Genomic DNA, 24,448 nt, shown 5'->3' on the forward strand with positions numbered 1-24,448 from the left:
TAGGGGGATTTCTAATATGAAAAAAGTTTTATTGTTATGTATGGCTGTCTTGGGAGCGCTGCTTATCGTTTCCGGATGTGGAAGTACTGCGAATAAAGATAATGGAACAAGTGATCCTAAAGTGCTGAAAGTTGCAACTAATGCTGACTTTGCGCCATTTGAATTTCAAGGTGAGGAAGGCAAGTCTTATCAGGGATTTGACATGGATCTTATAAGAGCTATCGGAAAACAGATGGGGATGCAGGTAAAAATAAACAATCTCAGTTTTGATGGTTTGATTCCAGCGCTGCAGACAGGGAATATTGATGCCGTTATTTCTGGAATGTCAATAAATGATGAACGTAAAAAGAAAGTGGCTTTTTCAGATCCGTATTATGAATCAGGGCTGACTATTATGGTAAAAGCAGATAATAATGATATAAAATCATTTAAAGATTTACAGGGCAAAAGAATTGCTGTTCAGATTGGTACGACTTCAGCCAAAGAAGCTAAAAAAATTCCTAATGCACAAGTAAAAGAATTAAATAGTTCTGCTGACACTTTTCTTGAACTTAAAGCAGGTAATGTAGATGCAGTTATCAATGATAAACCAGTAAATGATTATTATAAGGTTAAAAATGGGGATAACAGCGTAAAACGTGTCGGAGATAAACTTACTTCAGAAAGCTATGGTATAGCAGTAAAGAAAGATAATACAAAATTAGTAAAGAAAATAAATGACGCATTGAAAAAATTGAAAGAAAACGGGGAATACAACAAACTGTATAAAAAATGGTTTGGTGTAGAACCGACAGCAGATAACAAATAATGTGGCATAGTAAAAAAATGTATAGGATGTTGTCCAAATGAGTTTTGATTTTAATTTAGTCATTGAATCTTTTCCGCTTCTGCTAGCTGGAGCACTGGTGACTGTGAAAATAACAATTATCAGCGTAGCATTAGGAATATTTATAGGTTTATTTGTTGGAATAGGGCGTGTAGTTAAAGTTAAACCAGTAAAATGGCTGGCGGCTGTATATGTAGATTTTTTACGTGGCACACCGCTACTTGTGCAAATATTTATAATTTATTTTGCTCTACCGCTTGTAGTCGATATTCATATGAATCCTTTTGTTGCGGCTATCACAGCATGTAGTATAAACAGCGGCGCCTATGTAGCAGAAATCTTCAGAGCCGGTATACAATCTGTTGATGAAGGACAGATGGAAGCAGGGAGATCTTTAGGACTTACATGGGCGCAGACAATGCGCTATATAATAGTACCACAGGCTTTTAAAAGTGTAATACCGCCTCTCGGTAATGAATTTATCGCATTGCTCAAGGATTCCTCACTGGTTTCAGTTATAGGATTTGAAGAATTGACGCGGCGTGGACAACTTATAATAGCAAGAACTTATGGATCGTTAGAAATATGGCTCAGTGTGGCATTCCTATATCTTGTGATGACGCTTACGATATCCCAACTTGTTTCTTATTTAGAACGGAGGTTTGATATAAAAAATGATAGAAATTAAAGATTTGCATAAATCATTTGCCTCTACTGATGTTTTAAAGGGAATAAATCTGACGGTACAGCAAAGTGAAGTGGTCGTTATAATAGGGCCGTCAGGTTCTGGGAAATCAACGCTTTTACGTTGCATTAATTATTTGGAAATACCAACACAGGGGCATGTAATAATTGATGGAATGGATTTAGAAAAAACTGATATAAATAAAATCCGTTCAGAAATAGGGATGGTTTTTCAACGATTTAATTTGTTTCCACATATGACAGTATTAGATAATATTATACTTGCACCAATGAAGGTTCGTTCTCTGAAACGCTGTGAGGCGGAAGCAGCTGCTTTGGCATTACTTGATAAAGTTGGATTAAAAGATAGAGCTTTGGCATATCCTTCACAGCTTTCAGGTGGACAGCAACAGCGAGTGGCTATTGCCAGATCACTGGCAATGAAACCCAAAGTAATGTTGTTTGATGAACCAACTTCTGCTCTTGATCCTGAAATGGTAGGGGAAGTTCTCGATGTAATGCGTAATTTAGCTAAAGATGGAATGACAATGGTTATTGTTACACATGAAATGGGATTTGCTCGCGAAGTAGGGACAAGGTTACTGTTTGTGGATAATGGGAAAATAATTGAGCAGGGAAAACCTAAGGCTGTTTTTGAATCGCCGAAGGAAGAACGTACGAGGCTTTTTTTATCAAAGGTTTTGTAATGAGTTTGCTGCTATATAAGTGTGATATAAAGCCGGAGCCTTTTAAATGAAATTCCCGATAATGAAGAATGTTATCGGGAATTTCATTTTATGATATATAGTATAAGATACACCAGGCAACGTGTAAATGTAAATACTTATGAAATAAGTGTTGACATAGATTTTTATGCATGGTAAAATATACGAGTGTCTGAGACTGCGGTAATGTTACAGGAGTGATATTGATGCTGGAAGAACTGAAAAATGCAAAACGGGTTATTGGAATGAAACAGGTGACAAAGGCTGTTAATAACGGTTTAGCAGAATATGTTTTTTTAGCTATTGACGCAGATGACAGGGTCCTGAAACCATTAAAGATTTTATGCGAAAGCAGAAAAGTTAAAATTATAACAGGATCTACGATGGCAGAACTTGGCAAAGCCTGCTCAATAGAAGTCGGCGCTGCAGCAGCAGCTATTATAAACAAGTAATTGCCGATATGCCCGGTTTCGGGTTTTATCTTTTAGGAAGGAGGTGCATGTATGCCTACAATTAATCAGTTGATCAGAAAAAGCAGACAGAGCATGCAGGAAAAATCTACGGCTCCGGCACTTAAAAACTGCCCGCAGAAACGTGGTGTTTGCACCAGGGTTTATACAACAACCCCTAAAAAGCCTAACTCCGCATTGCGTAAAGTTGCCCGTGTCCGTTTAACTAATAGTATTGAAGTAACAGCTTATATTCCAGGAATTGGACATAATCTTCAGGAACATAGTGTTGTTCTGATTCGCGGCGGTCGTGTAAAGGATTTACCAGGTGTTCGTTATCATATTATCCGCGGTTCGCTTGATACTGCAGGAGTTCAAGACCGTGCACAGGGAAGAAGCAAATATGGTGCGAAACGCGGTAAGAAAAAATAATTATTTATAAAAATGCTTAATGACAAGGAGGGACATAAATGCCAAGAAAAGGTCCTGTACCTAAACGTGATGTATTGCCGGATCCGGTTTATAAATCAAAAAAGGTAACAAAATTTATTAATAAAGTAATGCTTTCTGGTAAAAAAAGTGTTGCAGAACAAGTAGTATATGATGCATTTGATCGTATAAAAGACAAAACAGGCAAAGATCCATTAGAAGTTTTTGAAACTGCACTTAATAATGTAATGCCTGTTTTAGAAGTACGTGCACGTCGTGTCGGTGGTGCTAATTATCAGGTGCCAATTGAAGTTCGTCCTGATCGCCGTATGACACTAGGAATTCGCTGGCTGGTTAATTATGCTCGCTTACGTGGCGAAAAGACAATGAATGAAAGATTGTCTGGAGAACTCATGGATGCGGCTAATAATACTGGCGCTGCAATAAAGAAAAAAGAAGACACGCATAAAATGGCGGAAGCAAATAAGGCATTCGCACATTATCGTTGGTAATTTAAATAGAACAAGGAGCGATACAAGTGGGCAGAGAGTTTTCTCTTGAAAAAACTCGTAATATCGGTATCATAGCACATATTGATGCTGGCAAAACCACCACAACTGAACGTATACTGTTCTATACTGGAATTGTTCATAAAATCGGGGAAGTTCATGATGGCGCAGCTACTATGGACTGGATGGCTCAGGAACAAGAAAGAGGAATAACAATTACCTCTGCGGCAACTACTTGCCATTGGAAAAACCATCGTATTAATATAATAGATACGCCCGGACACGTGGACTTTACAGTAGAAGTTGAACGTTCATTAAAGGTACTTGATGGTGCGGTAACAGTACTTTCTGGTAAAAGTGGCGTTGAGCCGCAATCAGAAACCGTTTGGCGCCAGGCTGAACGCTACAATGTACCACGTATGGTTTATGTCAATAAGATGGATATTGTTGGTGCTGATTTTTACAATGTTATTCAAATGATGAAAGATCGCTTACATGCAAATCCCGTGCCTATCCAAATTCCTATTGGAGCAGAAGATAACTTCCAGGGTATGGTTGATTTGATAAAAATGGAAGCTATTTTATATGAAGACAAAGAAGGTAAACTGGAAACATTTGGGCCTATTCCGGATGATTTGAAGGAAAAAGCACAGGAATACCGTCAGAAAATGCTTGATGTTATAGCTGAAACAGATGATGACCTCATGATGAAATATCTTGAAGGTGAAGAAATCACTGAAGACGAAATCAAAAAAGTTATCAGAAAAGCTACAGTAGAGTGCAAAATCTGTCCGGTTATTTGCGGTTCTTCATATAAGAACAAGGGCATACAACCTATGCTGGATGCAGTTATTGATTATATGCCTTCACCATTGGATATCCCGGCAATCAAGGGAGTTAATCCGGATACAGGTGAAGAAGATGAACGTGATGCAAGTGATGAAGAACCATTTGCAGCATTGGCTTTTAAGATTATGGCGGATCCGTTTGTTGGAAAACTAGCATTCTTCCGTGTATATTCTGGTACATTATCAGCAGGTTCTTATGTATATAATTCTACTAAAGATAAAAAGGAACGTATTGGACGTATCTTGCAAATGCATGCAAATCATCGTAAGGAACTTGATGTTGTATACAGCGGTGATATTGCATCGGCTGTTGGACTTAAGTCTACGACAACAGGTGATACACTCTGTGATGAGAAACATCCAATAGTTCTTGAATCTATGGTATTTCCTGATCCAGTTATTTCGGTAGCTGTTGAACCTAAGACAAAAGCAGATCAGGAAAAAATGGGTATTGCTTTACAGAAACTGGCAGAAGAAGATCCAACGTTCCGTGTTAAAACTGACCATGAAACAGGGCAGACAATAATTTCAGGTATGGGAGAACTGCATTTAGAAATTATCGTAGATCGTATGCTTCGTGAATTCAAGGTTGAATGTAATGTTGGTAAACCTCAGGTTGCTTATAGAGAAACAATCAGGAAAACTGTTAAGGCAGAAGGTAAATTTATTCGTCAGTCTGGTGGTAAAGGTCAGTATGGTCATTGCTGGTTAGAAATTATGCCGCAAAAACCTGGCGAAGGGTTTTCTTTTGAAAGTAAAATTGTTGGTGGTGCTATTCCTAAGGAATATATCAACCCAATTGAAAACGGTGTAAAAGAAGCCATGAATAATGGTATTGTTGCTGGTTATCCTATGGTTGATATTAAAGTAATTGTTTATGATGGTTCATTCCATGAAGTCGATTCATCAGAAATGGCATTTAAAATTGCCGGCTCCATGGCATTTAAAAATGGTGCGCAAAAAGCAGATCCAGTTCTTTTGGAACCGTATGTCAAAGTTGAAGTAACTGTTCCTGAAGATTATATGGGTGACGTAATTGGAGATTTGAATTCTCGTCGCGGCCGCATTGAGGGCATGGAACCACGCAATGGCGTTCAGGTCATTAATGGAATGGTACCCTTGTCTGAAATGTTTGGTTATTCTACTGACTTACGTTCCAGAACTCAGGGTCGTGGGAACTATTCAATGGAAGTATCTCATTATGAAGAAGTTCCTAAAAATATATCAGATGCTATTGTTACAAAAAACAAAGGTGAATAAGGGAGGAAATTACTCACAATGGCTAAACAAAAGTTTGAAAGAACTAAACCACATGTTAATATTGGTACTATTGGTCACGTTGACCATGGTAAAACAACTCTTACTGCTGCTATCACAAAAGTCCTTTCTAAAAAAGGATATGCACAATTTGAAGATTACAGCATGATTGACAAGGCTCCAGAAGAACGTGAACGTGGTATTACAATTAATACTGCTCATGTTGAATATGAAACAGATAAAAGACATTATGCCCATGTTGACTGCCCGGGCCATGCTGACTATGTAAAGAACATGATTACTGGCGCAGCACAAATGGATGGTGCAATTTTAGTTGTTAGTGCTGCTGATGGCCCTATGCCTCAGACACGTGAACATATCCTGCTTGCTCGTCAGGTTGGTGTTCCTGCTATGGTTGTTTTCCTTAATAAAGTAGATCAGGTTGATGATCCTGAATTATTAGAACTTGTTGAAATGGAAGTTCGTGAACTTCTTTCTTCTTATGATTTTCCTGGTGATGATATCCCAGTTATCACAGGTTCAGCTTTAAAAGCACTGGAAGGTGATCCAGAAGCAGAACAAAAGATTCTTGATCTTATGGATGCTGTAGATGATTATATTCCTACACCTGTTCGTGATACAGATAAACCATTCTTAATGCCAGTTGAAGATGTATTTACAATTACTGGTCGTGGTACTGTTGCTACAGGCCGTGTTGAACGTGGTGAATTAAAATTAAATGATGTAGTTGAAATAATTGGTCTTTCAGATGAAAGAAAATCCACAACAGTAACAGGTATTGAAATGTTCCGTAAGAGTATGGATGCTGCAGTTGCTGGTGATAACATCGGTGCTCTTTTACGTGGTATTGATCGTACTGAAATTGAACGTGGTCAGGTTCTTGCTAAACCTGGTACAATACATCCGCATACCAAATTCAAAGCTCAGGTTTATGTACTGACTAAAGATGAAGGCGGTCGCCATACTCCATTCTTCTCCAACTACCGTCCTCAGTTCTATTTCCGTACAACTGATGTTACCGGGGTTGTTACATTACCTGAAGGTACTGAAATGGTTATGCCTGGTGATAACATCGAAATGGATATTGAACTCATTACTCCAATCGCTATTGAAAAGGGTTTGCGTTTTGCTATTCGTGAAGGTGGTCACACCGTTGGTGCAGGCCGTGTAATTGAAATCGAAAAATAATTTCAAAAAACTATAAAGTTTATATAAGGGCGGCAACTGCCGCCCTTATATAAGGCTTTTTTTTGTCCCATGCGATGATGTGTTAGATTGCTCGTGTTTTTACGAGGTAACTAGTACAGAGAAATGTCTGGATCAGGGAATCTGGGCGATAAGGAGGAAAATATTTTGTCCAAACAACAAAAAATACGTATTCGTTTAAAAGCATATGATCATAAGGCTCTTGATCAAAGCGCAGTAAAGATAGTTGATACAGCTAAAAGAACCGGTGCAATGGTGTCCGGTCCGATACCTTTACCCACCGAAAAAAATATCTATACAATTTTAAGATCTCCACATGTAAATAAAGATTCTCGCGAACAGTTCGAAATGAGAACACATAAACGTCTTATTGATATTTTAGAACCTACATCAAAGACAGTTGATGCTTTGATGCGTTTAGATTTACCGGCTGGCGTGGATATCGAAATTAAATTGTAATAGGAGGTGGTAAAAGTGACAAAAGCAATTTTAGGTAAAAAACTTGGCATGACTCAGATTTTTACCGATGAAGGCGGAGTAATACCCGTTACAGTAATTGAATCCGGTAAAAATGTCGTGCTTCAAAATAGAACAATGGAAAATGATGGCTATAATGCAGTACAGATTGGTTTTGGCAGCCTCAAAGAAAAGAAGGTAACAAAACCAATGAAGGGTCATTTTTCTAAAGCGGGCGTAGCTCCGGTAAAGTTTATCCGTGAAATACGTTTAGCTGATACTTCTGAATATAATGTCGGCGATGAAGTCGGCGTTGACATATTTGCTGAAGGTGAATTGGTAGATGTAGTTGGAGTTTCAAAAGGCAAAGGGTTCGCTGGTGGAATAAAACGCCATAATTTTGCCTGCGGTCCAATGAAACATGGTTCTAAATCACATCGTGAACCTGGTTCAACTGGTGCAATGATCAGTGGACATGGTGGACGTGTGTTAAAGGGTAAAAAATTACCGGGACATATGGGTACAGATCAGGTTACTATACAGCGTTTAAGTATTGTCCGGGTTGATAGTGAACGTAATCTTTTACTTATAAAAGGTGCTGTTCCAGGAGCGAAAAACAGCTTTGTAACTATAAAAGCAACGGTTAAACCAAATAAAAAATAATAATTGGAAGGAGGATAATGAGGTAAATGCCTACAGTAGAAGTATTTAACATGACCGGACAAAAAGTCAGCGATATGCAGCTGAATGAAAATGTGTTCGGTGTTGAAATAAATGAAGGTCTTGTTCATCAGGCTGTAGTTATGCAGCTTGCATCTCAGCGTCTAGGTACACATGCTACAAAAACAAGAGGCCTTGTTCGCGGCGGTGGCCGTAAACCATGGCGTCAAAAGGGAACAGGTCGCGCAAGAAGCGGTAGCACTCGTTCTCCAATATGGGTCGGTGGTGGTACAATCTTTGGACCCCATCCTCGTTCTTATGCGTTTTCAATGCCACGTAAACAGCGTCGTTTAGCAATAAAATGTGCACTCACTGATAAAGTAAATAGCAAAGATTTCATTGTGCTGGATAATCTTGAATTTGCAGCACCCAAAACAAAAGATGTTGTAAAAATGCTGAGTGATTTCAGTATTGATAATAAGACCCTTATTATAACAGCTGATTTTGCTGAAAACGTGGAAAAATCTTCCCGTAATATTCCGGGTGTAAAAGCAATAAATTCTAATGGATTGAATGTTTATGATATTTTAAATCATAATAAACTCTTCATCACGAAAGATGCTGTTACCCGTATTGAGGAGGTATTGGCATAATGGACGTAAGAGATATTATTATAAAACCGCTGGTAACTGAAAGAACAACTGATCTTATGGCTCAGGGAAAATATGTTTTTAAAGTTGCTAAGAGAGCAAATAAAATTGAAATCGGTAAGGCTGTTGAAGAAATATTCAAAGTAAAGGTTACCGATGTAAATACCATTAATGTTACCGGTAAGGTAAAACGTATGGGCCGTACGATGGGTAAACGTCCCGATTATAAAAAAGCAATTGTAAAACTCGCTGCTGGAGAAACAATAGAATTCTTTGAAGCGTAATTTAAGAAAAGGAGGTAAATAACGTGGCAATAAAAAAATTCAAACCATATTCCCCAGGAAGAAGATTTATGACTGTTTCTTCTTTTGAGGAAATCACAACTGATAAACCAGAAAAATCTTTGACCGAAAGCTTAAAGAAAATGGGCGGCCGTAACATGCATGGTCGTATGACAGTAAGACATCAAGGCGGTGGCCATAAACGTCTTTACCGTATAATTGATTTTAAGCGTAATAAGGATTCTGTACCGGCTCGCGTGGCAACAATAGAATATGATCCTAACCGCAGTGCACGCATAGCTTTACTTAATTATGCTGATGGTGAAAAACGCTATATATTAGCTCCTAACGGTTTAAAAGTAGGCGATACAGTAGTATCAGGGCCTGATGCTGATATTAAGACAGGTAATGCTCTGCCGATAATTAATATTCCTGTAGGATTAATGATTCATAACATTGAGCTTAAAATTGGCAAAGGTGGACAGTTAGTTCGCTCAGCTGGTGCTGCAGCTCAGCTTATGGCAAAGGAAGGCGATTATGCGCTTTTACGTATGCCATCAGGCGAACTGCGCAAAGTACATGTAAATTGCCGTGCAACAATCGGTCAAATTGGTAACCTTGAGCATGAAAATATTTCCATTGGTAAAGCAGGTCGTTCCCGCTGGCTTGGTATTCGTCCGGCAAACCGTGGTGTAGCCATGAATCCTAATGACCATCCACATGGTGGTGGGGAAGGAAAAAGTCCTGTTGGACGTAAACATCCTGTTACTAAATGGGGTAAATGTGCTATGGGTGCTAAAACACGTCGTAAGAAACCATCAGATAAATTTATTGTTAAACGCCGCGTAAATCGTCGTCAGAAATAACATAATCTATAATCAGATGGTTGAAAGGAGGATACATCTTGTCAAGATCCATAAAAAAAGGACCTTACGTTCATGAAAGTGTCGTAAAGAAAATAGATGCCATGAATGTGGCAAATGAAAAAAAAGTTATAAAAACATGGTCAAGAAGTTCAACTATCCTGCCATCATTTGTAGGGCATACAATTGCTGTACATGATGGTCGTAAGCATGTGCCGGTATATGTGACTGAAGATATGGTTGGTCATAAATTAGGTGAGTTTGCACCGACCCGTACATTTAAAGGCCACGGCGGGGAAGAACGCAAGACTACTTTAAAATAATTGCCGAAAGGAGGAACTTTAGTGGACGCTAAAGCAGTAGCCAAATATGTTAGAATTGCTCCGCGCAAAGCTCGTGTTGTCATAGATCTTATCCGTGGTAAAAATGTAGCTGATGCTTTTGCAATTTTAAAATTTACACCGAAAGCGGGAGCTGATGTAGTAAATAAAGTATTAAAATCGGCCGTAGCAAATGCGGAAAATAACTTTGATATGAATGTGGATGCACTTTATGTAGCAGAAGCATGTGTTGATCAAGGACCTACATTAAAAAGAATACATCCGCGTTCTCGTGGACAGGCATTCAAAATTTTGAAGCGTACATCGCATGTTACAGTTGTAGTAAAAGAAAGATAAAAGGAGGCAATAGATTTGGGCCAGAAAGTTAATCCGCATGGTATGCGTATTGGCATCGTAAAATCATGGGATGCAAAATGGTATGCCGATAAAGATTATGCGGCAAACTTATACGAAGATATAAAAATCCGTGAATTTCTTAAACAGAGCCTTCATCAAGCAGGTGTTTCACGAATTGAAACAGAACGTTCCAAGAATCGTCTTAAACTTACAATTCATACAGCAAAGCCTGGTATGGTAATTGGTCGTGGTGGTTCTGGAATTGAACAGATTAAAAATAATTTGAAAAAATTCACGACGAAACATGTTGATATTAATATTGCAGAAATCAAGCAACCAGATATGGATGCAACACTTGTTGCAGAAAATATTGCATCGCAGCTTGAACGTCGTATTGCATTTCGCCGTGCAATGAAACAGTCAGTAGGACGTACTATTCGCATGGGAGCTAAGGGAATAAAAGTTACCGTTGGTGGTCGTCTTGGCGGTGCTGAAATTGCCAGAAGCGAATCCTATCGTGAAGGGAGTATTCCACTTCATACATTAAGAGCCGATATTGATTATGGTACTGCTGAAGCACATACTACTTATGGTCGTATTGGTGTAAAGGTATGGATATTCAAAGGCGAAATCCTTCCAGAAAAAAAACAACCTGTAAAGGTTGCAGCTGAAGGGAGCGAAGCTTAATGTTAATTCCAAAAAGAACAAAATTCCGTAAACAGTTTCGTGGAAGAATGAAGGGTAAAGCCCATCGTGGTACGACAGTATCTCATGGTGAATATGGTCTTCAAGCACTTGAAGCGGCATGGATTACCAATCGCCAGATTGAAGCAGCTCGTATTGCTATGACCCGTTACATTAAACGTGGTGGTCAGGTTTGGATTAAAATATTCCCAGATAAGCCAGTAACTGCGAAACCTGCTGAAACTCGTATGGGTAAAGGTAAAGGGGCACCTGAATATTGGGTAGCAGTAGTAAAACCCGGTCGTATTTTGTTTGAAATGGGCGGCGTAACTGAAGAAACTGCTAAAGAAGCTATGCGTCTTGCAGGACATAAACTGCCTATAAGAACAAAATTTATAAAACGTGAAGAACAGCAAGAAGGCGGTGAAGTAAATGAAGGTTAAAGATATACGTGATATGAGTGACGGCGAACTTAACCAGAAAATTGCTTCACTTAAAGAAGAGCTCTTTAATTTAAGATTTCAGCTTGCCACAGGGCAACTGGAAAATCCTATGCGTATCAAGGATATAAAGAAAACAATTGCTCGTATAAAAACAATTCAGCGTGAACAAGAATTAAAAGTTAATGCCTGATGAAAAGATATGCATAAGGAAGGAGGCTCTTTTATGAGTGAAAGAAATGAACGCAAGACTAAAATTGGTAAAGTCGTAAGTGATAAAATGGACAAAACTATCGTAGTTGCTGTGGAAGATCTGGAACAGCATCCACTTTACAAGAAACTTGTAAAAAAGACAGTTAAGTTTAAAGCTCATGATGAAAACAACGATGCCCATACCGGCGATACCGTTTCTCTCATGGAAACACGCCCGTTATCTAAAGATAAACGTTGGAGAGTCGTTAAAATTCTTGAACGAGCAAAATAATTTTATTAGGCCCAAGGATTTTAATAAAGGAGGTAAAACAATTGATCCAACAACAGACAATGCTCAATGTTGGCGATAATACTGGTGCAAAGGAAATCATGTGCATCCGTGTTATGGGTGGTTCTTATCGCAAATATGCCAATGTTGGTGATATTATCGTCGCTGCGGTAAAATCTGCTTCTCCTGGTGGTATGGTAAAAAAAGGTGAAGTCGTTAAAGCTGTAGTAGTACGTTCTAAAAAAGGACTCAGAAGAAAAGATGGGTCTTATATCCGTTTTGATGAAAATGCAGCCGTAATTATAAAAGAAGATAAAACCCCAAAGGGCACTCGTATTTTTGGACCTGTAGCCAGAGAACTGCGTGACAGGGCATTCATGAAGATAATTTCATTGGCTCCAGAAGTACTCTAATGGTGAGGAGGTGCAAAATTGTCACAATATAAATTGAAGGTAAAAAAAGGTGATACAATTGTTGTATTATCTGGCAAAGATAAGGGCAAACAGGGTAAAGTTTTGAAAGCAATGCCAAAAAAAGATAAAGTCATAGTTGAAGGAATAAACAAAGTAAAACGCCATACCAAGCCTAACCAGAATGTACCAAAAGGCGGTATTATTCCTAAAGAAGCACCTATGCATGCAGCTAAAGTAATGGTTGTATGTCCGGCATGTTCCAAACCAACCCGTGTTGCTAAAAAAGAAGTAAATGGTAAAATGGTTCGTGTATGCAAAAAATGTGGCGAACTTTTAGACCAGGCAAAATAATAAGGGAAGGAGGCAACATTGGTGGATAGATTGCAAGAAAGATATTTAAAAGAGATAGTTCCGGCTTTAACTGAAAAATTTGGTTATAAAAATGTTATGCAGCTGCCTAAAGTAGAAAAAATTGTTATCAATATGGGTGTTGGTGAGGCTGTCAGCAATTCCAAGGCATTAGATTCAGCTGTTAAGGATTTGACTATAATAGCAGGACAAAGACCAATATTGACAAGAGCTAAGAAATCATTAGCAGCATGGAAACTTCGCGCAGGAATGCCTATTGGCTGTAAGGTAACTTTACGTGGGACACGTATGTATCAGTTTTTGGATAAATTTGTAAATATTGCATTACCACGCGTTCGAGATTTTCGTGGTGTCAGCGGAAAAGCATTTGATGGCCGCGGCAATTATTCCGTAGGACTTAAAGAACAATTGATTTTTCCGGAAATTGAATATGATCAAATAGACAAGGTTCGTGGAATGAATATTATCGTTGTAACAACGGCTAAAACCGACGAAGAGGCCAAAGAACTTCTCCGCCTTTTGGGAATGCCGTTTAGTGCATAAGAAGTGGAGGTAAGTTTTTAATGGCCAAAAAGGCATTGATTGAAAAATGGAGCAATGAACCAAAGTATAAAGTTCGTAAATATAATAGATGTAAAATTTGTGGCCGTCCGCACGGTTATATGCGTAAATTTGATATGTGCCGTATTTGTTTTAGAGAACAAGCTTATAAAGGCGCAATTCCTGGCGTAACAAAAGCCAGCTGGTAACTTAGAAAGAAAGGAGGATATCGGTTTTATGGGAATGACTGATCCGATTGCAGATATGCTTACACGTTTGCGCAATGCAAACTCTGTCCTACATGATAAAGTTGAAATTCCTGGTTCTAATACGAAAAAAGCTATTGCTGACGTTTTAAAAGAAGAGGGCTTTATAAAAGATTATACCTTTACTAAAGATAATAAGCAGGGTGTTATCACAATAAAATTAAAATATGGTCCTGATGATGAACAGGTAATTACTGGTTTAAAACGTATTTCTCGTCCCGGACTTCGTACTTATGCGAAAAAAGATCAAGTACCGCGTGTTTTAGGTGGTCTTGGTATCGCTATAATATCTACATCAAAAGGTATTATGAGTGATAAAAAAGCTCGCGGTGCAGGTGTTGGCGGCGAAGTATTAGCTTATGTATGGTAATCTTTAGAACTAGGAGGTGTACAAATGTCAAGAATTGGTAGAGCACCTATTGAGATTCCTAACGGCGTTACAGTTACTCTTTCAGATAATAATTACGTAGTTGTAAAAGGACCAAAGGGAGAATTATCTCGTACGTGCCATAAAGATATAAAAATAACAATTGAAGGAAATGTTGTCACTGTACAGCGTCCTTCTGATGATAAAAAACATAGAGCATTACATGGTCTTACACGTAGCCTTATTCATAATATGATTGTGGGTGTGACAGAAGGTTTTTCTAAAAATCTTGAAATCAATGGTGTTGGTTACAGAGCAACCCAGCAGGGAAAAAATCTTAATCTTTCATTAGGATTTTCACATCCTGTAATCGTTGAACCACCAACTGGAATTACTCTTACTGCTCCGGCATCTAATAAGATAGTTGTATCCGGTATCGATAAAGAAATCGTTGGCGAAGTTGCGGCAAAGATTCGTGGGTATAGAGAACCAGAACCTTATAAAGGTAAAGGTATTAAATACGAAAATGAACACATTCGTCGTAAAGTTGGTAAGGCCGGCGCTAAAGCGGCTAAATGATTTTTTAAGAGAAAGGAGCAATTGACTTGTTTAAAAAACAGGATAAAAATGAAGCTCGTCAAAAACGTCATCTGCGTGTACGTAATCGGTTGTCCGGCACAAAAGAAAGACCTCGTTTAAATGTATTCCGCAGCCTTAGCAATATTTATGCCCAGGTTATTGATGATGTTAATGGCGTTACATTAGCAGCAGCTAGCTCGCAGGATAAAAGTTTTAAGAAATACGGTGGAAATACTGAAGCAGCTAAATTAGTTGGAACAGCAGTAGCTAAAGCCGCTATAGAAAAAGGCATCACGGAAGTTGTATTTGATCGCAGCGGGTATTTATATCATGGTCGTATTGCAGCTTTGGCTGATGCAGCTCGTGAAGCAGGACTCAAATTTTAATTTATGGAACAGGAGGTTAATTAATGTCCAGAATAGATGCTAATGCGCTTGAGTTACAGGAAAAAGTTGTATATATAAACCGTGTTGCTAAAGTCGTAAAAGGCGGTCGCCGTTTTTCATTTAGTGCGTTGGTTGTTGTCGGTGATAAGAACGGTCATGTTGGTTCAGGACTTGGTAAAGCCAGTGAAGTACCGGAAGCAATCAGAAAAGGTATTGAAGATGCAAAGAAAAATTTGATAGAAGTATCATTGGTTGAAAAAACTATTCCGCATCAGATTACAGGAATTTTTGGTGCAGGAAAAATGCTTTTAAAACCGGCAGCAAAAGGGACTGGAGTTATTGCTGGCGGTCCTGCCCGTGCAGTACTCGAGTTATGTGGTATAGGTGATATTTTAACAAAATCACTTGGTTCTTCTAATCCTAATAACATGGTTCGTGCTACAATTTGTGGTTTGAATCAATTAAAAAAAGCAGAAACAGTTGCCCAGTTGCGTGGCAAAACTGTTCAGGAACTTTTGGGTTAAGGAGGTTATTTCAATGGCAAAGCTGAAAGTTACTCTTACCCGCAGCCTTATCGGTCATCCACAGGATCAACGTGCAACTGTTAGGGCTTTAGGCTTAAAAAGAATAAATTCCGTGGTGGAAAAAGAAGATAATCCAGCTATTCGCGGTATGATTCATAAAATAGAACATCTCGTAACAGTAGAAGAAATTAATGCATAATTGAGAAGGGGGTGCCAGTTGACGATGAATTTACATGAATTGGCTCCAGCTCCGGGATCGAAGAAAACACGTATTCGTGTAGGGCGCGGTCTTGGTTCTGGTTTAGGCAAGACTTCAGGACGTGGTCATAAGGGACAGAATTCCCGCTCCGGCGGCGGTGTTCGTACCGGTTTTGAAGGTGGGCAGATGCCGATCTATCGTAGATTGCCAAAACGCGGATTTAAAAATATTTTTGCTAAGGAATATGCAGAAGTTAACGTTTGTATGCTTGAACGTTTTGAAGATGGCAGCGTAGTTGATGCAGTTACTTTAGTAGAATCCGGCATATTAAAAAATGTATGCGACGGTATCCGTATCCTTGGTAATGGAGAAATAACAAAAAAACTTACTGTGAAAGCGCAGGGGTTCACAAAATCTGCTGAAGAAAAAATTAAAGCAGCAGGCGGACAAATTGAGGTGATCTGAGTTGATTTCAGCCCTTGGGAACATATTTAAAATTCCTGAATTACGGCAAAAAATCATCTTCACCTTAATAATGTTTGCAGTGTTCAGGCTGGGAACTCATATCCCGGTACCTGGAGTTAACCCAAGTGCACTGGAACATCTTTTTAATAGTGGTAATTTATTTGGACTGTTGGATTTATTTTCGGGAGGAGCTCTTAGTAAGTTTTCTATATTTGCTATGAGTATAACACCGTATATCAATGCTTCTATCATAATGCAGCTGTTAGCTGTAGTTATTCCGACTTTGGAAGATTGGTCCAAAGAAGGAGAAGAAGGCCAGAAAAAAACGATAAAGGTCACCCGTTATTTAACGGTTGTCCTTGCGTTTTTACAGGCTGTTGGTATGTCCATAGGATTAAAAGCCGCTATAATAAATCCTAATCCGATATCCATTTTAATTATTGCAATCACATTAACAGCAGGAACAGTTTTTTTAATGTGGGTTGGTGAACAGATAACAGCCAATGGTATAGGAAATGGTATTTCATTAATTATTTTTGCCGGTATCGTGGCAGCTTTGCCGCGTTCATTGGGCACAATGTATAAATATTTACAGGCAGGCACAATAAATTATTTTAATGTAGTGTTATTTATTATAATAGCACTGGCGATGATAGTTTTTGTAATTGCTATCCAAGAGGGGCAGCGTAGAGTGCCTATCTCTTATACTAAAAGAGTTGTCGGAAATAAAACTTATGGTGGACGATCCTCGCATATACCATTAAAAGTTAATCAGGCAGGAGTTATTCCTATTATTTTTGCCTCATCGTTACTGATGTTTCCGGCTACAATTGGCCAGTTTGTAAATATTGGTTGGGTAAAGACAATTGCCTCTTATTTCCAATGGGGAACACTTACTCATGCAATAACATATACTCTGCTGATAATTTTCTTTACTTATTTTTATACAGCTGTTACACTAAAAATACCTGACTTAGCGGATAATCTTAAGAAATATGGCGGATTTGTACCAGGAATACGACCTGGACAGGATACGGCCGAATATCTTGATAAAATTATGACGAGAATAACATTAGCTGGGGCAGTATTTTTAGCATTTATAGCAATACTTCCTATGGTTATTGCTCATGCCACACATATTCAGGGAATATATTTTGGCGGTACAGCGTTGCTAATCGTAGTAGGGGTTGCACTTGACACGATGAAGCAAATAGAATCTATGGTGGTTATGCGCCATTATGAAGGTTTTATGAAATAAGGAGAATTATTATGCATATTTTGTTAATGGGGCCCCCTGGTGCGGGCAAAGGCACACAGGCGGCAAAATTGGTAGAAGAATTTAAAATCCCGCATATTTCTACAGGCGATATGTTTAGAGCCGCAGTTAAAAATCAGACGGAGCTTGGTAAAAAAGCTAAAGCTTGTATGGATCAAGGAAAACTTGTGCCGGATGATGTTACTATAGGTATTGTTAAGGAACGTTTATCACAGGATGATTGCCAGAAGGGATTTATTCTTGATGGGTTTCCCCGTACCGTTGAACAGGCAAAAGCACTTGATAAAATAGTAGCTGAATTAGGCTTAAAATTGACTGGAGCGCTTAATATAGATGTTCCGGCAAAAGAGCTTATAGAACGGGCTGTAGGACGGCGTATTTGTAAAAAATGTGGAGAAACTTATCATATAAGGTTTAAAGTACCAGCGAAAGACGGTATTTGTGATATTTGTGGCGGAGAGCTTTATCAGCGTGCTGATGACAGTGAAGAAACTATGAAAAACAGGTTAGCTGTTTATGATGAGCAGACAAAACCGCTTATCAAATATTATAAGGATGCAGGTATATATAAACAGGTTGACGGCAGACAGTCAATGGACAAGGTGTATAGTGATGTTGTGGCTGTATTACGCGGCTGATATAATAAAGATAATTGTGCTGAATAGTGAAGAAATGCTACGAGGACAATTCATTGCAATAATGTTGGGCAAGGATGGTTCCTTAGAAAAAAGGTTGCCTGAAAATACAGAGATAGCCCAACCTTCATTCGAAAGGGAGCAGTTTCATGTCTAAACAAGATGTAATTGAAGTTGAAGGTAAAGTGCTTGAAGCATTACCAAACGCAATGTTTCAGGTAGAACTGGAAAACGGCCACGTCGTTTTAGCTCATGTGTCCGGTAAAATACGCATGAATTTTATACGTATACTTCCCGGGGATAAAGTTACAATAGAGCTTACGCCGTATGATCTTACGAGAGGCCGCATTACTTATAGATTTAAATAAGCGGCATATTGAAGATTATAGGAATATTGCTGAAAGGAGTAATTGCAATGAAAGTACGACCATCAGTGAAACGTATTTGTGAAAAATGTAAAATAATTAAACGTAAGGGCCGGGTAATGGTCATTTGCGAAAACCCTAAACATAAACAAAAACAAGGATAACAGGAGGTGTGTTAACATATGGCACGTATTGCCGGCGTAGATTTACCACGCGATAAACGAATGGAAATCGCTTTAACATATATTTTTGGTATTGGTTTGAAATCTTCCCGTGACATTTTAGCCGCGACAGGAATCAATCCAGATACACGTTCTCGTGATTTAACAGAAGATGAAGTTGCAAAATTGCGTGAGGCTATTGAAAAAAATTATGTAGTTGAAGGTGACCTTCGTCGTGAAGTATCGCTCAATATTAAACGTTTAGTAGAAATTGGCTGCTATCGTGGCAGACGTCATCGCTTTGGATTGCCCGTACGCGGACAAAATACTAAAAACAATGCACGTACAAGAAAAGGTCCTAAGAAAACTATTATGGGTAAGAAAAAAGAAGTATAAGGAGGGATAGAATTGCCAGCAGGTAAATCTCGCACAAAAAAAAGAGAACGTAAAAATATCGAATATGGAATCGCCCATATTCGTTCAACTTTTAATAATACAATCGTAACTATTGCTGATAAAAATGGTAATGCACTTTCCTGGGCAAGTGCTGGTGGACTCGGATTCAGAGGATCACGTAAAAGCACACCTTTTGCTGCACAGATGGCAGCAGAAGTTGCAGCAAAGGCAGCAATGGAACATGGCTTAAAACAGGTAGAAGTATACGTAAAAGGGCCTGGTGCAGGACGTGAAGCAGCTATCCGTTCACTCCAGGCTACGGGACTTGAAGTAAATATGATTAAGGATGTAACCCCCATTCCGCATAATGGCTGTCGTCCACCAAAACGTAGAAGAGTATAATAGGAGGGAAGAATAGATAAATGGCAATTGATAGAGTACCATCGCTTAAAAGATGCCGCGCATTAGGCATTGAAGCTGCTGTTGTCGGTCTTGGCAAGAAATCTAAACGCCAGGTTAACCGCAGAACTCGTAAAGTAAGCGAATACGGTATGCAGCTTAAAGAAAAACAAAAGGCAAAATTTATTTATGGCGTATTGGAAAAACAATTTCGTCTTTATTATGATAAAGCAAAAAAAATGCAAGGTGTAACAGGGGAAAATCTTTTGATTTTACTGGAAAGACGTCTTGATAATGTAGTATTCCGTTTAGGAATTGCCAGTACCCGTCGTCAAGCTCGCCAGATGGTATCACATGGGCATATTACAGTCAATGGTAAACGTCTTGATATTCCTTCAGCATTTGTACATGCTAATGATGTTGTTGGTGTAAAAGAATCAAGCCGTTCCAATGAACTGTTTAAAGCTATTGCTGAATCAGGTAATAATTTAAGTGTTCCTGCATGGCTTACTGCTGGTGAATTAGGTGGTACGGTGACAAGGTTTCCTAATCGCGACGAAATTGATGTTCCGGTAGATGAACAGGCTATCATCGAATTGTACTCCAGATAATATGTCATATTGGGCAGTGTTAGCACTTTATGTGCATAGAATAAAGGAGGGGAACCTTAGATGATCGAAATCGAAAAGCCTAAAATAGAGATTGTGGAAATAGGTGAAGATCAAAAATATGGCAAGTTTGTCTGTGAACCACTTGAACGCGGGTATGGAACAACTTTAGGAAATTCACTGCGCCGTATACTTTTATCTTCATTGATGGGAGCTGCGATTACATCAATTAAAATTGATGGCGTACTTCATGAATTTTCTACAATACCGGGTGTGAGAGATGACGTTACTAATATTATTTTAAATTTGAAGTCGTTATGTCTCAAAATGTATAATGACGAACCACATACTATCAGTATTGATGTTACCGGAGAAAGAGAAGTTACTGCTGCGGACATTAAAACTGACGCTGACATTGAAATATTAAATCCCGATCTGCATATTGCAACTGTTGACGAAAGTGGCTCACTCAAAATGGAAATGACAGTTGAACGTGGTCGAGGTTATGTTCCTTCTGATAAGAATAAAAAGCCTGATCAGCCTATAGGTGTCATTCCTATCGACTCGATTTTTTCCCCGATACAAAGAGTAAATTATACTGTATCAGATACCCGTGTAGGAAATGTAACAGATTATGATAAGCTTACTATGGAAGTTTGGACTAATGGTTCATTAAGACCAGAAGAAGCTGTGAGTAAATCTGCCAGCATTTTAATAGCGCATTTCAAGCTTTTCCAGAGTATGGCAGGATGTTCTGAAGAAGAAAATGAATCTGAAAGCACTTTCATGGAAAATGAAGAAGACGATGTAAATAAAGTGATGGAAATGACAATTGAGGATCTCGATTTGTCAGTCCGTTCATTTAATTGTTTGAAACGTGCTGAAATAAATACAGTTGCTGATCTTGTTCAAAAATCTGAAGAAGATATGATGAAGGTCAGAAATTTAGGTAGAAAATCACTTGATGAAGTAAGGAATAAATTGAAAGAATTAGGACTTTCGCTTACTCACAATGACGAATAGGAGGGAAAAAATTGGTTTATAGAAAGTTAGGTCGTAATAGTAGTGCACGTCGTGCTCTTTTTCGCAGTGTTTTGACAGCATTGTTCCAACGTGAACGCATTGAAACAACAGAAGCAAAGGCAAAAGAAATAAGCGGACTTGCTGAAAAAATGATCACTTTGGCTAAACGTGGTGATTTACACGCACGTCGTCAGGTCATTGCTGATTTGCAGGATCAGGCAGCAGCAGCAAAATTATTTGATGAAATAGCTCCTGCGTATAATGAGCGCCAGGGTGGATATACTCGTATTCTTAAACTAGGACCTCGTCGCGGTGATGCCGCTCCGATGGTTATCCTTGAATTAGTTAAATAATTTATACAGGTAATGCCTGTTATAAATGAGATATGTGATAAGAACTGTCTTATGGCGGTTCTTATTTTTTTGTTACAATATAAAGAGAGCATCTCTGTATTTATAATAGATGCTCTCTTTAAGTGATATATATAATTATCAGCAGTTGAGTGTGAAAGCTATAAAAGCTGTATTAATTTGATCATAGTTAAGAATTTATCCTTTCTGTTAGCTTTAAATATATATTAATGTGTCACTTCTTATAAAAGGACAATATTTTAGTAAAATTAATAATTCTTATTGGTGATTTTTAATTTTACTTCTTTAAATGTCATGAAGCAGACAAACACAATAGCGGAATAACCGGCAAATGGATAAAGAATATTTACTAATTCATCAAAAGGAATTATACCGCCAAAAAATACGCCGATGAAAGTGAGTACAGTGGCAATTATATTGAATTTTTTTGTTTTGTCAACGGCAAATTTTCTGACGACCATTAAGAGAAAAGAAGCCACTGCTGAATAGATCGATACCACTATCAGAATAGAAAATAATAACCCCAAAACAGGTGATATATATCTGGCAATGGCCAAGGTAGGAACCTGCTGATTTACTATAAGATGATTATAAACTATTTCACCTATTACTAATAAAATAATTGCTATAGTAAAACCTAAGGTTCCGATAATACCAGAAATGCGTGCTTCTTTTAAATTATTAGCCGATGCTCCGCAGTTTATTTGAAACGGAATACTGACGATAAGTGCTAAAAAGGCATATAATGTAGCAGACCATAACCAGCTTGACGAGGCTGCTTTAAAACCTAATACAGGCATTAGAGAAGCTTTACTAAGCAAAAGTGTTGGTTGTCCAGCCAGTGTTTTTAAGGCAAACAGCCCTATTATCGCTAAAAATACTATTTTTACTGGACCAATTACTCCAATAATATCAATGAGCTTTTCTACACCTAGCAAAGCAGTCCCTAAAGCTAAAATACCTATTATACCTGTTCCAACATATGTGGTCATACCAAAATACTGATTTATAGTGGCACCTCCACCGGCTAACATAACAACAAATATACAATAAATTAAAGTAATACTATACCAGATATAAGCTTGTCCTAACAATTTACCACAATAATATTCAAAAATATCATAGGGATTTTTAAATTTATTTATCTGTCCTCTGCCATATAGAATATAAGTTATAGCACTCATTATAATAAGAAATATGATCCCACCTAAAATGCCATTAATTCCATACACCGCAAAAAACTGTAGTGCCTCCTGGCCGGTGGCAAAACCAGAACCTATCCAGTAAGCTGATAGGGCTCCTGCCAGGATAATGAGTTTTTTAATACTTATTGAGTCCTTATTCATTTTTGTCACTCCTCGTATAATAAGTTTTGTAAGCAAGACATCCGCCTTACTTACAAAAGGAACTTCTGATGCTAGAATAGATTTTAATGATCTTTGTAGCAAAGGTTATGTCTTTTCACTTTTTCAGCGCCTTACAGCGACTGCTTGTAGTAATAAAGATTGAAAATTATGAAATTTCTTTTAAATTTATATAGAAAATAGCTGCCAAAATAAGCATTATTATAAAACTAAAAAAATATACACTTTATTTTAGCAGCTTCATCATTGAAGTTATGTCAGATAAAATTTTCATATAAGATTTTAACCTGGATTATTAACTAGGAAGGAAAGTTTTATGTTCAGTTACCTATCATAATATTAAGAATTTCAATATCAGTTGATTTCATACCATTTTTTCCTACCCGACTAATGTTTTGTATGGTTTTTTCATAATCTGTTTCCATAAGACCTTCACCGAACGGGAAGGAAAGTCCGCGTTTGGCAAGCTCATAGCCCATTATTCCAGCATCTATGGCACTAGCGATTTTAGCAGCACACGAATCCTTGGCTCCGTCGCAGACTATACCAGCTACATTACCAAGTGCATTGATAAGAGTTTTGCCGATCATATCTTCACCGGCACCGTTTAAATAAGCAATACCGCAGGCAGCTGAGGCTCCAGCCGAAACAGCACCACAATATGCAGATAAGTTACCAATAAATCTTTTTTGATGTATAGATAACAGATTAGCGAGAACTAATGCTCGATATAGGCATTCTTCATTACTGCCCATCTCCGTAGCATATACAAGTACCGGCATTGTGCATGTTATGCCTTGATTACCACTGCCGGAATTTATTACTACAGGAAGGGCACAGCCATTCATACGCGCGTCTGAGCCAGCAGCGGCGGCAGCTTTGGCCCTTATACGAATGTCATTGCTGTTATAAGCCATTAATGTACGGCCTACTTGTGCCCCCCATTCGTGAGTAAGACCTTCCTGGGAAATAGCACTGTTATATTCGATCTGTCGGTGTATAATGTCCTCGATATCAGATAGTTTTACATTGTTGGCAAATTCAAGGATATTTTTTATACTTAAGCTTGATTTGTTACTATTTGATGTGGTAAGGAGTCCAGATTGTTCAAATAACACGATACCATTTTTTTCTATTTTAGCAATGTGATTATGTTTGCTTCTTATTTCAACAGCTGCGGTATCATTCCCATATCTTACTTCAGCACGGATAAAAAGATTTTCTTCATTTTCCTCTAGTACACATTTACATATTTTTTGCCTTAGTAATTGGTTGGCGATCCTTAATTGTTCAGGAATGACTTCACTGATAACTTGTAGTTCTAAATTAGCTTTACCGGCTACAGCACCAAGGACAGCAGCTGCAGCAACACCTTTTTGACCGCCAGAATTTGGAACAACTACTCCTTTTACGTTTTTTATAATATTACCACTGCACCGCAATATCATTTTTTCTGGAATATGTCCAAGGATTTCTCTAGCTTTAGCAGCAGCATATGCTATGGCAATTGGTTCTGTGCATCCCATGGCAGGGAGAAGATCTTCTTTAAGTATTTTTACATAGTTATCATATTGCAGTTTTTCCATAGATTTATTT

At 38.2% G+C, this 24,448-nt stretch carries 40 protein-coding genes; 38 read left to right on the forward strand and 2 right to left on the reverse strand.

Annotated elements, in window-relative coordinates; all coding sequences use genetic code 11:
- The first annotated feature begins 16 nt into the window (after positions 1-16).
- The 38 genes from I6760_RS07020 to rplQ all read left to right on the forward strand — a co-directional run bounded on the left by I6760_RS07020 (position 17) and on the right by rplQ (position 21,470).
- Positions 17-808 carry a basic amino acid ABC transporter substrate-binding protein gene (locus I6760_RS07020; RefSeq protein ID WP_196593783.1) on the forward strand — a complete coding sequence of 264 codons (792 nt, stop codon included), beginning with the start codon at positions 17-19 and terminating at the stop codon, positions 806-808.
- A gap of 37 nt (positions 809-845) precedes the next feature.
- A complete protein-coding gene (locus tag I6760_RS07025; protein WP_196593784.1) occupies positions 846-1,514 on the forward strand; it encodes an amino acid ABC transporter permease in 669 nt (222 codons plus the stop codon).
- Positions 1,501-2,217: an amino acid ABC transporter ATP-binding protein gene (locus I6760_RS07030; protein WP_196593785.1), complete on the forward strand. Its 717-nt coding sequence runs from the start codon at positions 1,501-1,503 to the stop codon at positions 2,215-2,217. The genes I6760_RS07025 and I6760_RS07030 overlap by 14 nt, the downstream gene beginning before the upstream one ends.
- A 224-nt stretch (positions 2,218-2,441) precedes the next feature.
- Positions 2,442-2,687, forward strand: coding sequence for a L7Ae/L30e/S12e/Gadd45 family ribosomal protein (locus I6760_RS07035; protein WP_196593786.1), 246 nt, complete (start codon positions 2,442-2,444; stop codon positions 2,685-2,687).
- A 51-nt stretch (positions 2,688-2,738) separates the two neighbouring features.
- Entirely contained in the window at positions 2,739-3,116 is a 378-nt protein-coding gene (gene rpsL, locus I6760_RS07040; protein WP_132548344.1) for a 30S ribosomal protein S12, read from the forward strand.
- Between the two features lie 38 nt (positions 3,117-3,154).
- Positions 3,155-3,625: a 30S ribosomal protein S7 gene (gene rpsG / locus I6760_RS07045; protein ID WP_196593787.1), complete on the forward strand. Its 471-nt coding sequence runs from the start codon at positions 3,155-3,157 to the stop codon at positions 3,623-3,625.
- A 26-nt stretch (positions 3,626-3,651) separates the two neighbouring features.
- Entirely contained in the window at positions 3,652-5,730 is a 2,079-nt protein-coding gene (gene fusA, locus I6760_RS07050; RefSeq protein ID WP_196593788.1) for an elongation factor G, read from the forward strand.
- A gap of 18 nt (positions 5,731-5,748) precedes the next feature.
- Entirely contained in the window at positions 5,749-6,936 is a 1,188-nt protein-coding gene (gene tuf / locus I6760_RS07055) for an elongation factor Tu (protein ID WP_196593789.1), read from the forward strand.
- Between the two features lie 165 nt (positions 6,937-7,101).
- On the forward strand, positions 7,102-7,413 hold the full coding sequence (gene rpsJ / locus I6760_RS07060; RefSeq protein ID WP_456320150.1) for a 30S ribosomal protein S10: 312 nt from the start codon (positions 7,102-7,104) through the stop codon (positions 7,411-7,413).
- Between the two features lie 15 nt (positions 7,414-7,428).
- The gene (rplC, locus tag I6760_RS07065; protein ID WP_196593791.1) at positions 7,429-8,073 is read left to right on the forward strand and encodes a 50S ribosomal protein L3; all 645 of its coding nucleotides are present in this window, start codon (positions 7,429-7,431) and stop codon (positions 8,071-8,073) included.
- Between the two features lie 26 nt (positions 8,074-8,099).
- Complete coding sequence (rplD, locus tag I6760_RS07070; protein ID WP_196593792.1) at positions 8,100-8,723, forward strand: 50S ribosomal protein L4; 624 nt, start codon at positions 8,100-8,102, stop codon at positions 8,721-8,723.
- Positions 8,723-9,004 (forward strand): 50S ribosomal protein L23, encoded by a 282-nt coding sequence (gene rplW / locus I6760_RS07075; RefSeq protein ID WP_196593793.1) that lies wholly within the window; start codon positions 8,723-8,725, stop codon positions 9,002-9,004. Before rplD ends, rplW begins: the two co-directional genes overlap by 1 nt.
- Before the next feature lie 23 nt (positions 9,005-9,027).
- Positions 9,028-9,867, forward strand: a complete 840-nt coding sequence (rplB, locus tag I6760_RS07080; RefSeq protein ID WP_196593794.1) for a 50S ribosomal protein L2 — start codon at positions 9,028-9,030, stop codon at positions 9,865-9,867.
- A gap of 38 nt (positions 9,868-9,905) precedes the next feature.
- The gene (rpsS, locus tag I6760_RS07085; protein WP_196593795.1) at positions 9,906-10,187 is read left to right on the forward strand and encodes a 30S ribosomal protein S19; all 282 of its coding nucleotides are present in this window, start codon (positions 9,906-9,908) and stop codon (positions 10,185-10,187) included.
- A 21-nt stretch (positions 10,188-10,208) separates the two neighbouring features.
- The gene (rplV, locus tag I6760_RS07090) at positions 10,209-10,541 is read left to right on the forward strand and encodes a 50S ribosomal protein L22 (protein WP_196593796.1); all 333 of its coding nucleotides are present in this window, start codon (positions 10,209-10,211) and stop codon (positions 10,539-10,541) included.
- A 15-nt stretch (positions 10,542-10,556) separates the two neighbouring features.
- Positions 10,557-11,228, forward strand: a complete 672-nt coding sequence (gene rpsC, locus I6760_RS07095) for a 30S ribosomal protein S3 (protein WP_196593797.1) — start codon at positions 10,557-10,559, stop codon at positions 11,226-11,228.
- Positions 11,228-11,668, forward strand: coding sequence for a 50S ribosomal protein L16 (gene rplP / locus I6760_RS07100; RefSeq protein WP_196593798.1), 441 nt, complete (start codon positions 11,228-11,230; stop codon positions 11,666-11,668). Before rpsC ends, rplP begins: the two co-directional genes overlap by 1 nt.
- Entirely contained in the window at positions 11,658-11,858 is a 201-nt protein-coding gene (gene rpmC / locus I6760_RS07105) for a 50S ribosomal protein L29 (RefSeq protein ID WP_196593799.1), read from the forward strand. Before rplP ends, rpmC begins: the two co-directional genes overlap by 11 nt.
- A gap of 33 nt (positions 11,859-11,891) precedes the next feature.
- Entirely contained in the window at positions 11,892-12,149 is a 258-nt protein-coding gene (gene rpsQ / locus I6760_RS07110) for a 30S ribosomal protein S17 (protein WP_196593800.1), read from the forward strand.
- 41 nt (positions 12,150-12,190) lie between these two features.
- Entirely contained in the window at positions 12,191-12,559 is a 369-nt protein-coding gene (gene rplN / locus I6760_RS07115) for a 50S ribosomal protein L14 (protein WP_196593801.1), read from the forward strand.
- 18 nt (positions 12,560-12,577) lie between these two features.
- Positions 12,578-12,910 carry a 50S ribosomal protein L24 gene (gene rplX / locus I6760_RS07120; protein ID WP_231036137.1) on the forward strand — a complete coding sequence of 111 codons (333 nt, stop codon included), beginning with the start codon at positions 12,578-12,580 and terminating at the stop codon, positions 12,908-12,910.
- A gap of 21 nt (positions 12,911-12,931) precedes the next feature.
- Positions 12,932-13,471, forward strand: a complete 540-nt coding sequence (gene rplE / locus I6760_RS07125; protein ID WP_196593802.1) for a 50S ribosomal protein L5 — start codon at positions 12,932-12,934, stop codon at positions 13,469-13,471.
- 20 nt (positions 13,472-13,491) lie between these two features.
- A complete protein-coding gene (locus tag I6760_RS07130) occupies positions 13,492-13,677 on the forward strand; it encodes a type Z 30S ribosomal protein S14 (RefSeq protein ID WP_196593803.1) in 186 nt (61 codons plus the stop codon).
- A 28-nt stretch (positions 13,678-13,705) separates the two neighbouring features.
- Positions 13,706-14,104 carry a 30S ribosomal protein S8 gene (rpsH, locus tag I6760_RS07135; protein ID WP_196593804.1) on the forward strand — a complete coding sequence of 133 codons (399 nt, stop codon included), beginning with the start codon at positions 13,706-13,708 and terminating at the stop codon, positions 14,102-14,104.
- 24 nt (positions 14,105-14,128) lie between these two features.
- Complete coding sequence (gene rplF, locus I6760_RS07140; RefSeq protein WP_196593805.1) at positions 14,129-14,680, forward strand: 50S ribosomal protein L6; 552 nt, start codon at positions 14,129-14,131, stop codon at positions 14,678-14,680.
- Between the two features lie 26 nt (positions 14,681-14,706).
- Positions 14,707-15,066 (forward strand): 50S ribosomal protein L18, encoded by a 360-nt coding sequence (gene rplR / locus I6760_RS07145; protein ID WP_196593806.1) that lies wholly within the window; start codon positions 14,707-14,709, stop codon positions 15,064-15,066.
- 23 nt (positions 15,067-15,089) lie between these two features.
- On the forward strand, positions 15,090-15,590 hold the full coding sequence (rpsE, locus tag I6760_RS07150; RefSeq protein WP_196593807.1) for a 30S ribosomal protein S5: 501 nt from the start codon (positions 15,090-15,092) through the stop codon (positions 15,588-15,590).
- 13 nt (positions 15,591-15,603) lie between these two features.
- Positions 15,604-15,789 (forward strand): 50S ribosomal protein L30, encoded by a 186-nt coding sequence (gene rpmD / locus I6760_RS07155; RefSeq protein WP_196593808.1) that lies wholly within the window; start codon positions 15,604-15,606, stop codon positions 15,787-15,789.
- Between the two features lie 24 nt (positions 15,790-15,813).
- Entirely contained in the window at positions 15,814-16,254 is a 441-nt protein-coding gene (rplO, locus tag I6760_RS07160; RefSeq protein WP_196594793.1) for a 50S ribosomal protein L15, read from the forward strand.
- Between the two features lies 1 nt (position 16,255).
- Entirely contained in the window at positions 16,256-17,512 is a 1,257-nt protein-coding gene (gene secY / locus I6760_RS07165; protein WP_196593809.1) for a preprotein translocase subunit SecY, read from the forward strand.
- An 11-nt stretch (positions 17,513-17,523) separates the two neighbouring features.
- Positions 17,524-18,168, forward strand: coding sequence for an adenylate kinase (locus I6760_RS07170; RefSeq protein ID WP_196593810.1), 645 nt, complete (start codon positions 17,524-17,526; stop codon positions 18,166-18,168).
- A gap of 146 nt (positions 18,169-18,314) precedes the next feature.
- Positions 18,315-18,533 (forward strand): translation initiation factor IF-1, encoded by a 219-nt coding sequence (gene infA / locus I6760_RS07175; protein WP_009645081.1) that lies wholly within the window; start codon positions 18,315-18,317, stop codon positions 18,531-18,533.
- A gap of 47 nt (positions 18,534-18,580) precedes the next feature.
- Positions 18,581-18,694 carry a 50S ribosomal protein L36 gene (gene rpmJ / locus I6760_RS07180; protein WP_132548289.1) on the forward strand — a complete coding sequence of 38 codons (114 nt, stop codon included), beginning with the start codon at positions 18,581-18,583 and terminating at the stop codon, positions 18,692-18,694.
- Between the two features lie 18 nt (positions 18,695-18,712).
- Positions 18,713-19,087 carry a 30S ribosomal protein S13 gene (gene rpsM, locus I6760_RS07185; RefSeq protein ID WP_196593811.1) on the forward strand — a complete coding sequence of 125 codons (375 nt, stop codon included), beginning with the start codon at positions 18,713-18,715 and terminating at the stop codon, positions 19,085-19,087.
- A 12-nt stretch (positions 19,088-19,099) separates the two neighbouring features.
- Positions 19,100-19,489, forward strand: a complete 390-nt coding sequence (gene rpsK, locus I6760_RS07190) for a 30S ribosomal protein S11 (protein WP_196593812.1) — start codon at positions 19,100-19,102, stop codon at positions 19,487-19,489.
- 20 nt (positions 19,490-19,509) lie between these two features.
- Positions 19,510-20,097 carry a 30S ribosomal protein S4 gene (gene rpsD, locus I6760_RS07195; RefSeq protein ID WP_196593813.1) on the forward strand — a complete coding sequence of 196 codons (588 nt, stop codon included), beginning with the start codon at positions 19,510-19,512 and terminating at the stop codon, positions 20,095-20,097.
- A gap of 60 nt (positions 20,098-20,157) precedes the next feature.
- A complete protein-coding gene (locus tag I6760_RS07200) occupies positions 20,158-21,117 on the forward strand; it encodes a DNA-directed RNA polymerase subunit alpha (RefSeq protein WP_196593814.1) in 960 nt (319 codons plus the stop codon).
- 11 nt (positions 21,118-21,128) lie between these two features.
- On the forward strand, positions 21,129-21,470 hold the full coding sequence (gene rplQ / locus I6760_RS07205) for a 50S ribosomal protein L17 (protein ID WP_196593815.1): 342 nt from the start codon (positions 21,129-21,131) through the stop codon (positions 21,468-21,470).
- Between the two features lie 266 nt (positions 21,471-21,736).
- Here rplQ and I6760_RS07210 read toward each other — a convergent pair whose 3' ends face one another.
- Entirely contained in the window at positions 21,737-22,834 is a 1,098-nt protein-coding gene (locus tag I6760_RS07210; RefSeq protein ID WP_196593816.1) for a YkvI family membrane protein, read from the reverse strand.
- A 338-nt stretch (positions 22,835-23,172) separates the two neighbouring features.
- The gene (locus I6760_RS07215; protein WP_196593817.1) at positions 23,173-24,438 is read right to left on the reverse strand and encodes an L-cysteine desulfidase family protein; all 1,266 of its coding nucleotides are present in this window, start codon (positions 24,436-24,438) and stop codon (positions 23,173-23,175) included.
- Between the last annotated feature and the right edge of the window lie 10 nt (positions 24,439-24,448).

This window comes from Pectinatus sottacetonis (assembly GCF_015732155.1).
GTDB classification, from domain to species: domain Bacteria; phylum Bacillota; class Negativicutes; order Selenomonadales; family Selenomonadaceae; genus Pectinatus; species Pectinatus sottacetonis.

Excerpts from the sequence above, each read along its gene's own strand:
- I6760_RS07020 (WP_196593783.1), top strand. The coding sequence starts at position 17 with ATGAAAAAAGTTTTATTGTTATGTATGGCTGTCTTGGGAGCGCTGCTT.
- I6760_RS07025 (WP_196593784.1), top strand. The coding sequence starts at position 846 with ATGAGTTTTGATTTTAATTTAGTCATTGAATCTTTTCCGCTTCTGCTA.
- I6760_RS07030 (WP_196593785.1), top strand. The coding sequence starts at position 1,501 with ATGATAGAAATTAAAGATTTGCATAAATCATTTGCCTCTACTGATGTT.
- I6760_RS07035 (WP_196593786.1), top strand. The coding sequence starts at position 2,442 with ATGCTGGAAGAACTGAAAAATGCAAAACGGGTTATTGGAATGAAACAG.
- rpsL (WP_132548344.1), top strand. The coding sequence starts at position 2,739 with ATGCCTACAATTAATCAGTTGATCAGAAAAAGCAGACAGAGCATGCAG.
- rpsG (WP_196593787.1), top strand. The coding sequence starts at position 3,155 with ATGCCAAGAAAAGGTCCTGTACCTAAACGTGATGTATTGCCGGATCCG.
- tuf (WP_196593789.1), top strand. The coding sequence starts at position 5,749 with ATGGCTAAACAAAAGTTTGAAAGAACTAAACCACATGTTAATATTGGT.
- rplD (WP_196593792.1), top strand. The coding sequence starts at position 8,100 with ATGCCTACAGTAGAAGTATTTAACATGACCGGACAAAAAGTCAGCGAT.
- rplW (WP_196593793.1), top strand. The coding sequence starts at position 8,723 with ATGGACGTAAGAGATATTATTATAAAACCGCTGGTAACTGAAAGAACA.
- rplP (WP_196593798.1), top strand. The coding sequence starts at position 11,228 with ATGTTAATTCCAAAAAGAACAAAATTCCGTAAACAGTTTCGTGGAAGA.
- rpmC (WP_196593799.1), top strand. The coding sequence starts at position 11,658 with ATGAAGGTTAAAGATATACGTGATATGAGTGACGGCGAACTTAACCAG.
- rpsQ (WP_196593800.1), top strand. The coding sequence starts at position 11,892 with ATGAGTGAAAGAAATGAACGCAAGACTAAAATTGGTAAAGTCGTAAGT.
- I6760_RS07130 (WP_196593803.1), top strand. The coding sequence starts at position 13,492 with ATGGCCAAAAAGGCATTGATTGAAAAATGGAGCAATGAACCAAAGTAT.
- rpsH (WP_196593804.1), top strand. The coding sequence starts at position 13,706 with ATGGGAATGACTGATCCGATTGCAGATATGCTTACACGTTTGCGCAAT.
- rplF (WP_196593805.1), top strand. The coding sequence starts at position 14,129 with ATGTCAAGAATTGGTAGAGCACCTATTGAGATTCCTAACGGCGTTACA.
- rpsE (WP_196593807.1), top strand. The coding sequence starts at position 15,090 with ATGTCCAGAATAGATGCTAATGCGCTTGAGTTACAGGAAAAAGTTGTA.
- rpmD (WP_196593808.1), top strand. The coding sequence starts at position 15,604 with ATGGCAAAGCTGAAAGTTACTCTTACCCGCAGCCTTATCGGTCATCCA.
- rplO (WP_196594793.1), top strand. The coding sequence starts at position 15,814 with ATGAATTTACATGAATTGGCTCCAGCTCCGGGATCGAAGAAAACACGT.
- I6760_RS07170 (WP_196593810.1), top strand. The coding sequence starts at position 17,524 with ATGCATATTTTGTTAATGGGGCCCCCTGGTGCGGGCAAAGGCACACAG.
- infA (WP_009645081.1), top strand. The coding sequence starts at position 18,315 with ATGTCTAAACAAGATGTAATTGAAGTTGAAGGTAAAGTGCTTGAAGCA.
- rpmJ (WP_132548289.1), top strand. The coding sequence starts at position 18,581 with ATGAAAGTACGACCATCAGTGAAACGTATTTGTGAAAAATGTAAAATA.
- rpsM (WP_196593811.1), top strand. The coding sequence starts at position 18,713 with ATGGCACGTATTGCCGGCGTAGATTTACCACGCGATAAACGAATGGAA.
- rpsD (WP_196593813.1), top strand. The coding sequence starts at position 19,510 with ATGGCAATTGATAGAGTACCATCGCTTAAAAGATGCCGCGCATTAGGC.
- I6760_RS07200 (WP_196593814.1), top strand. The coding sequence starts at position 20,158 with ATGATCGAAATCGAAAAGCCTAAAATAGAGATTGTGGAAATAGGTGAA.
- I6760_RS07210 (WP_196593816.1), bottom strand. The coding sequence starts at position 22,834 with ATGAATAAGGACTCAATAAGTATTAAAAAACTCATTATCCTGGCAGGA.
- I6760_RS07215 (WP_196593817.1), bottom strand. The coding sequence starts at position 24,438 with ATGGAAAAACTGCAATATGATAACTATGTAAAAATACTTAAAGAAGAT.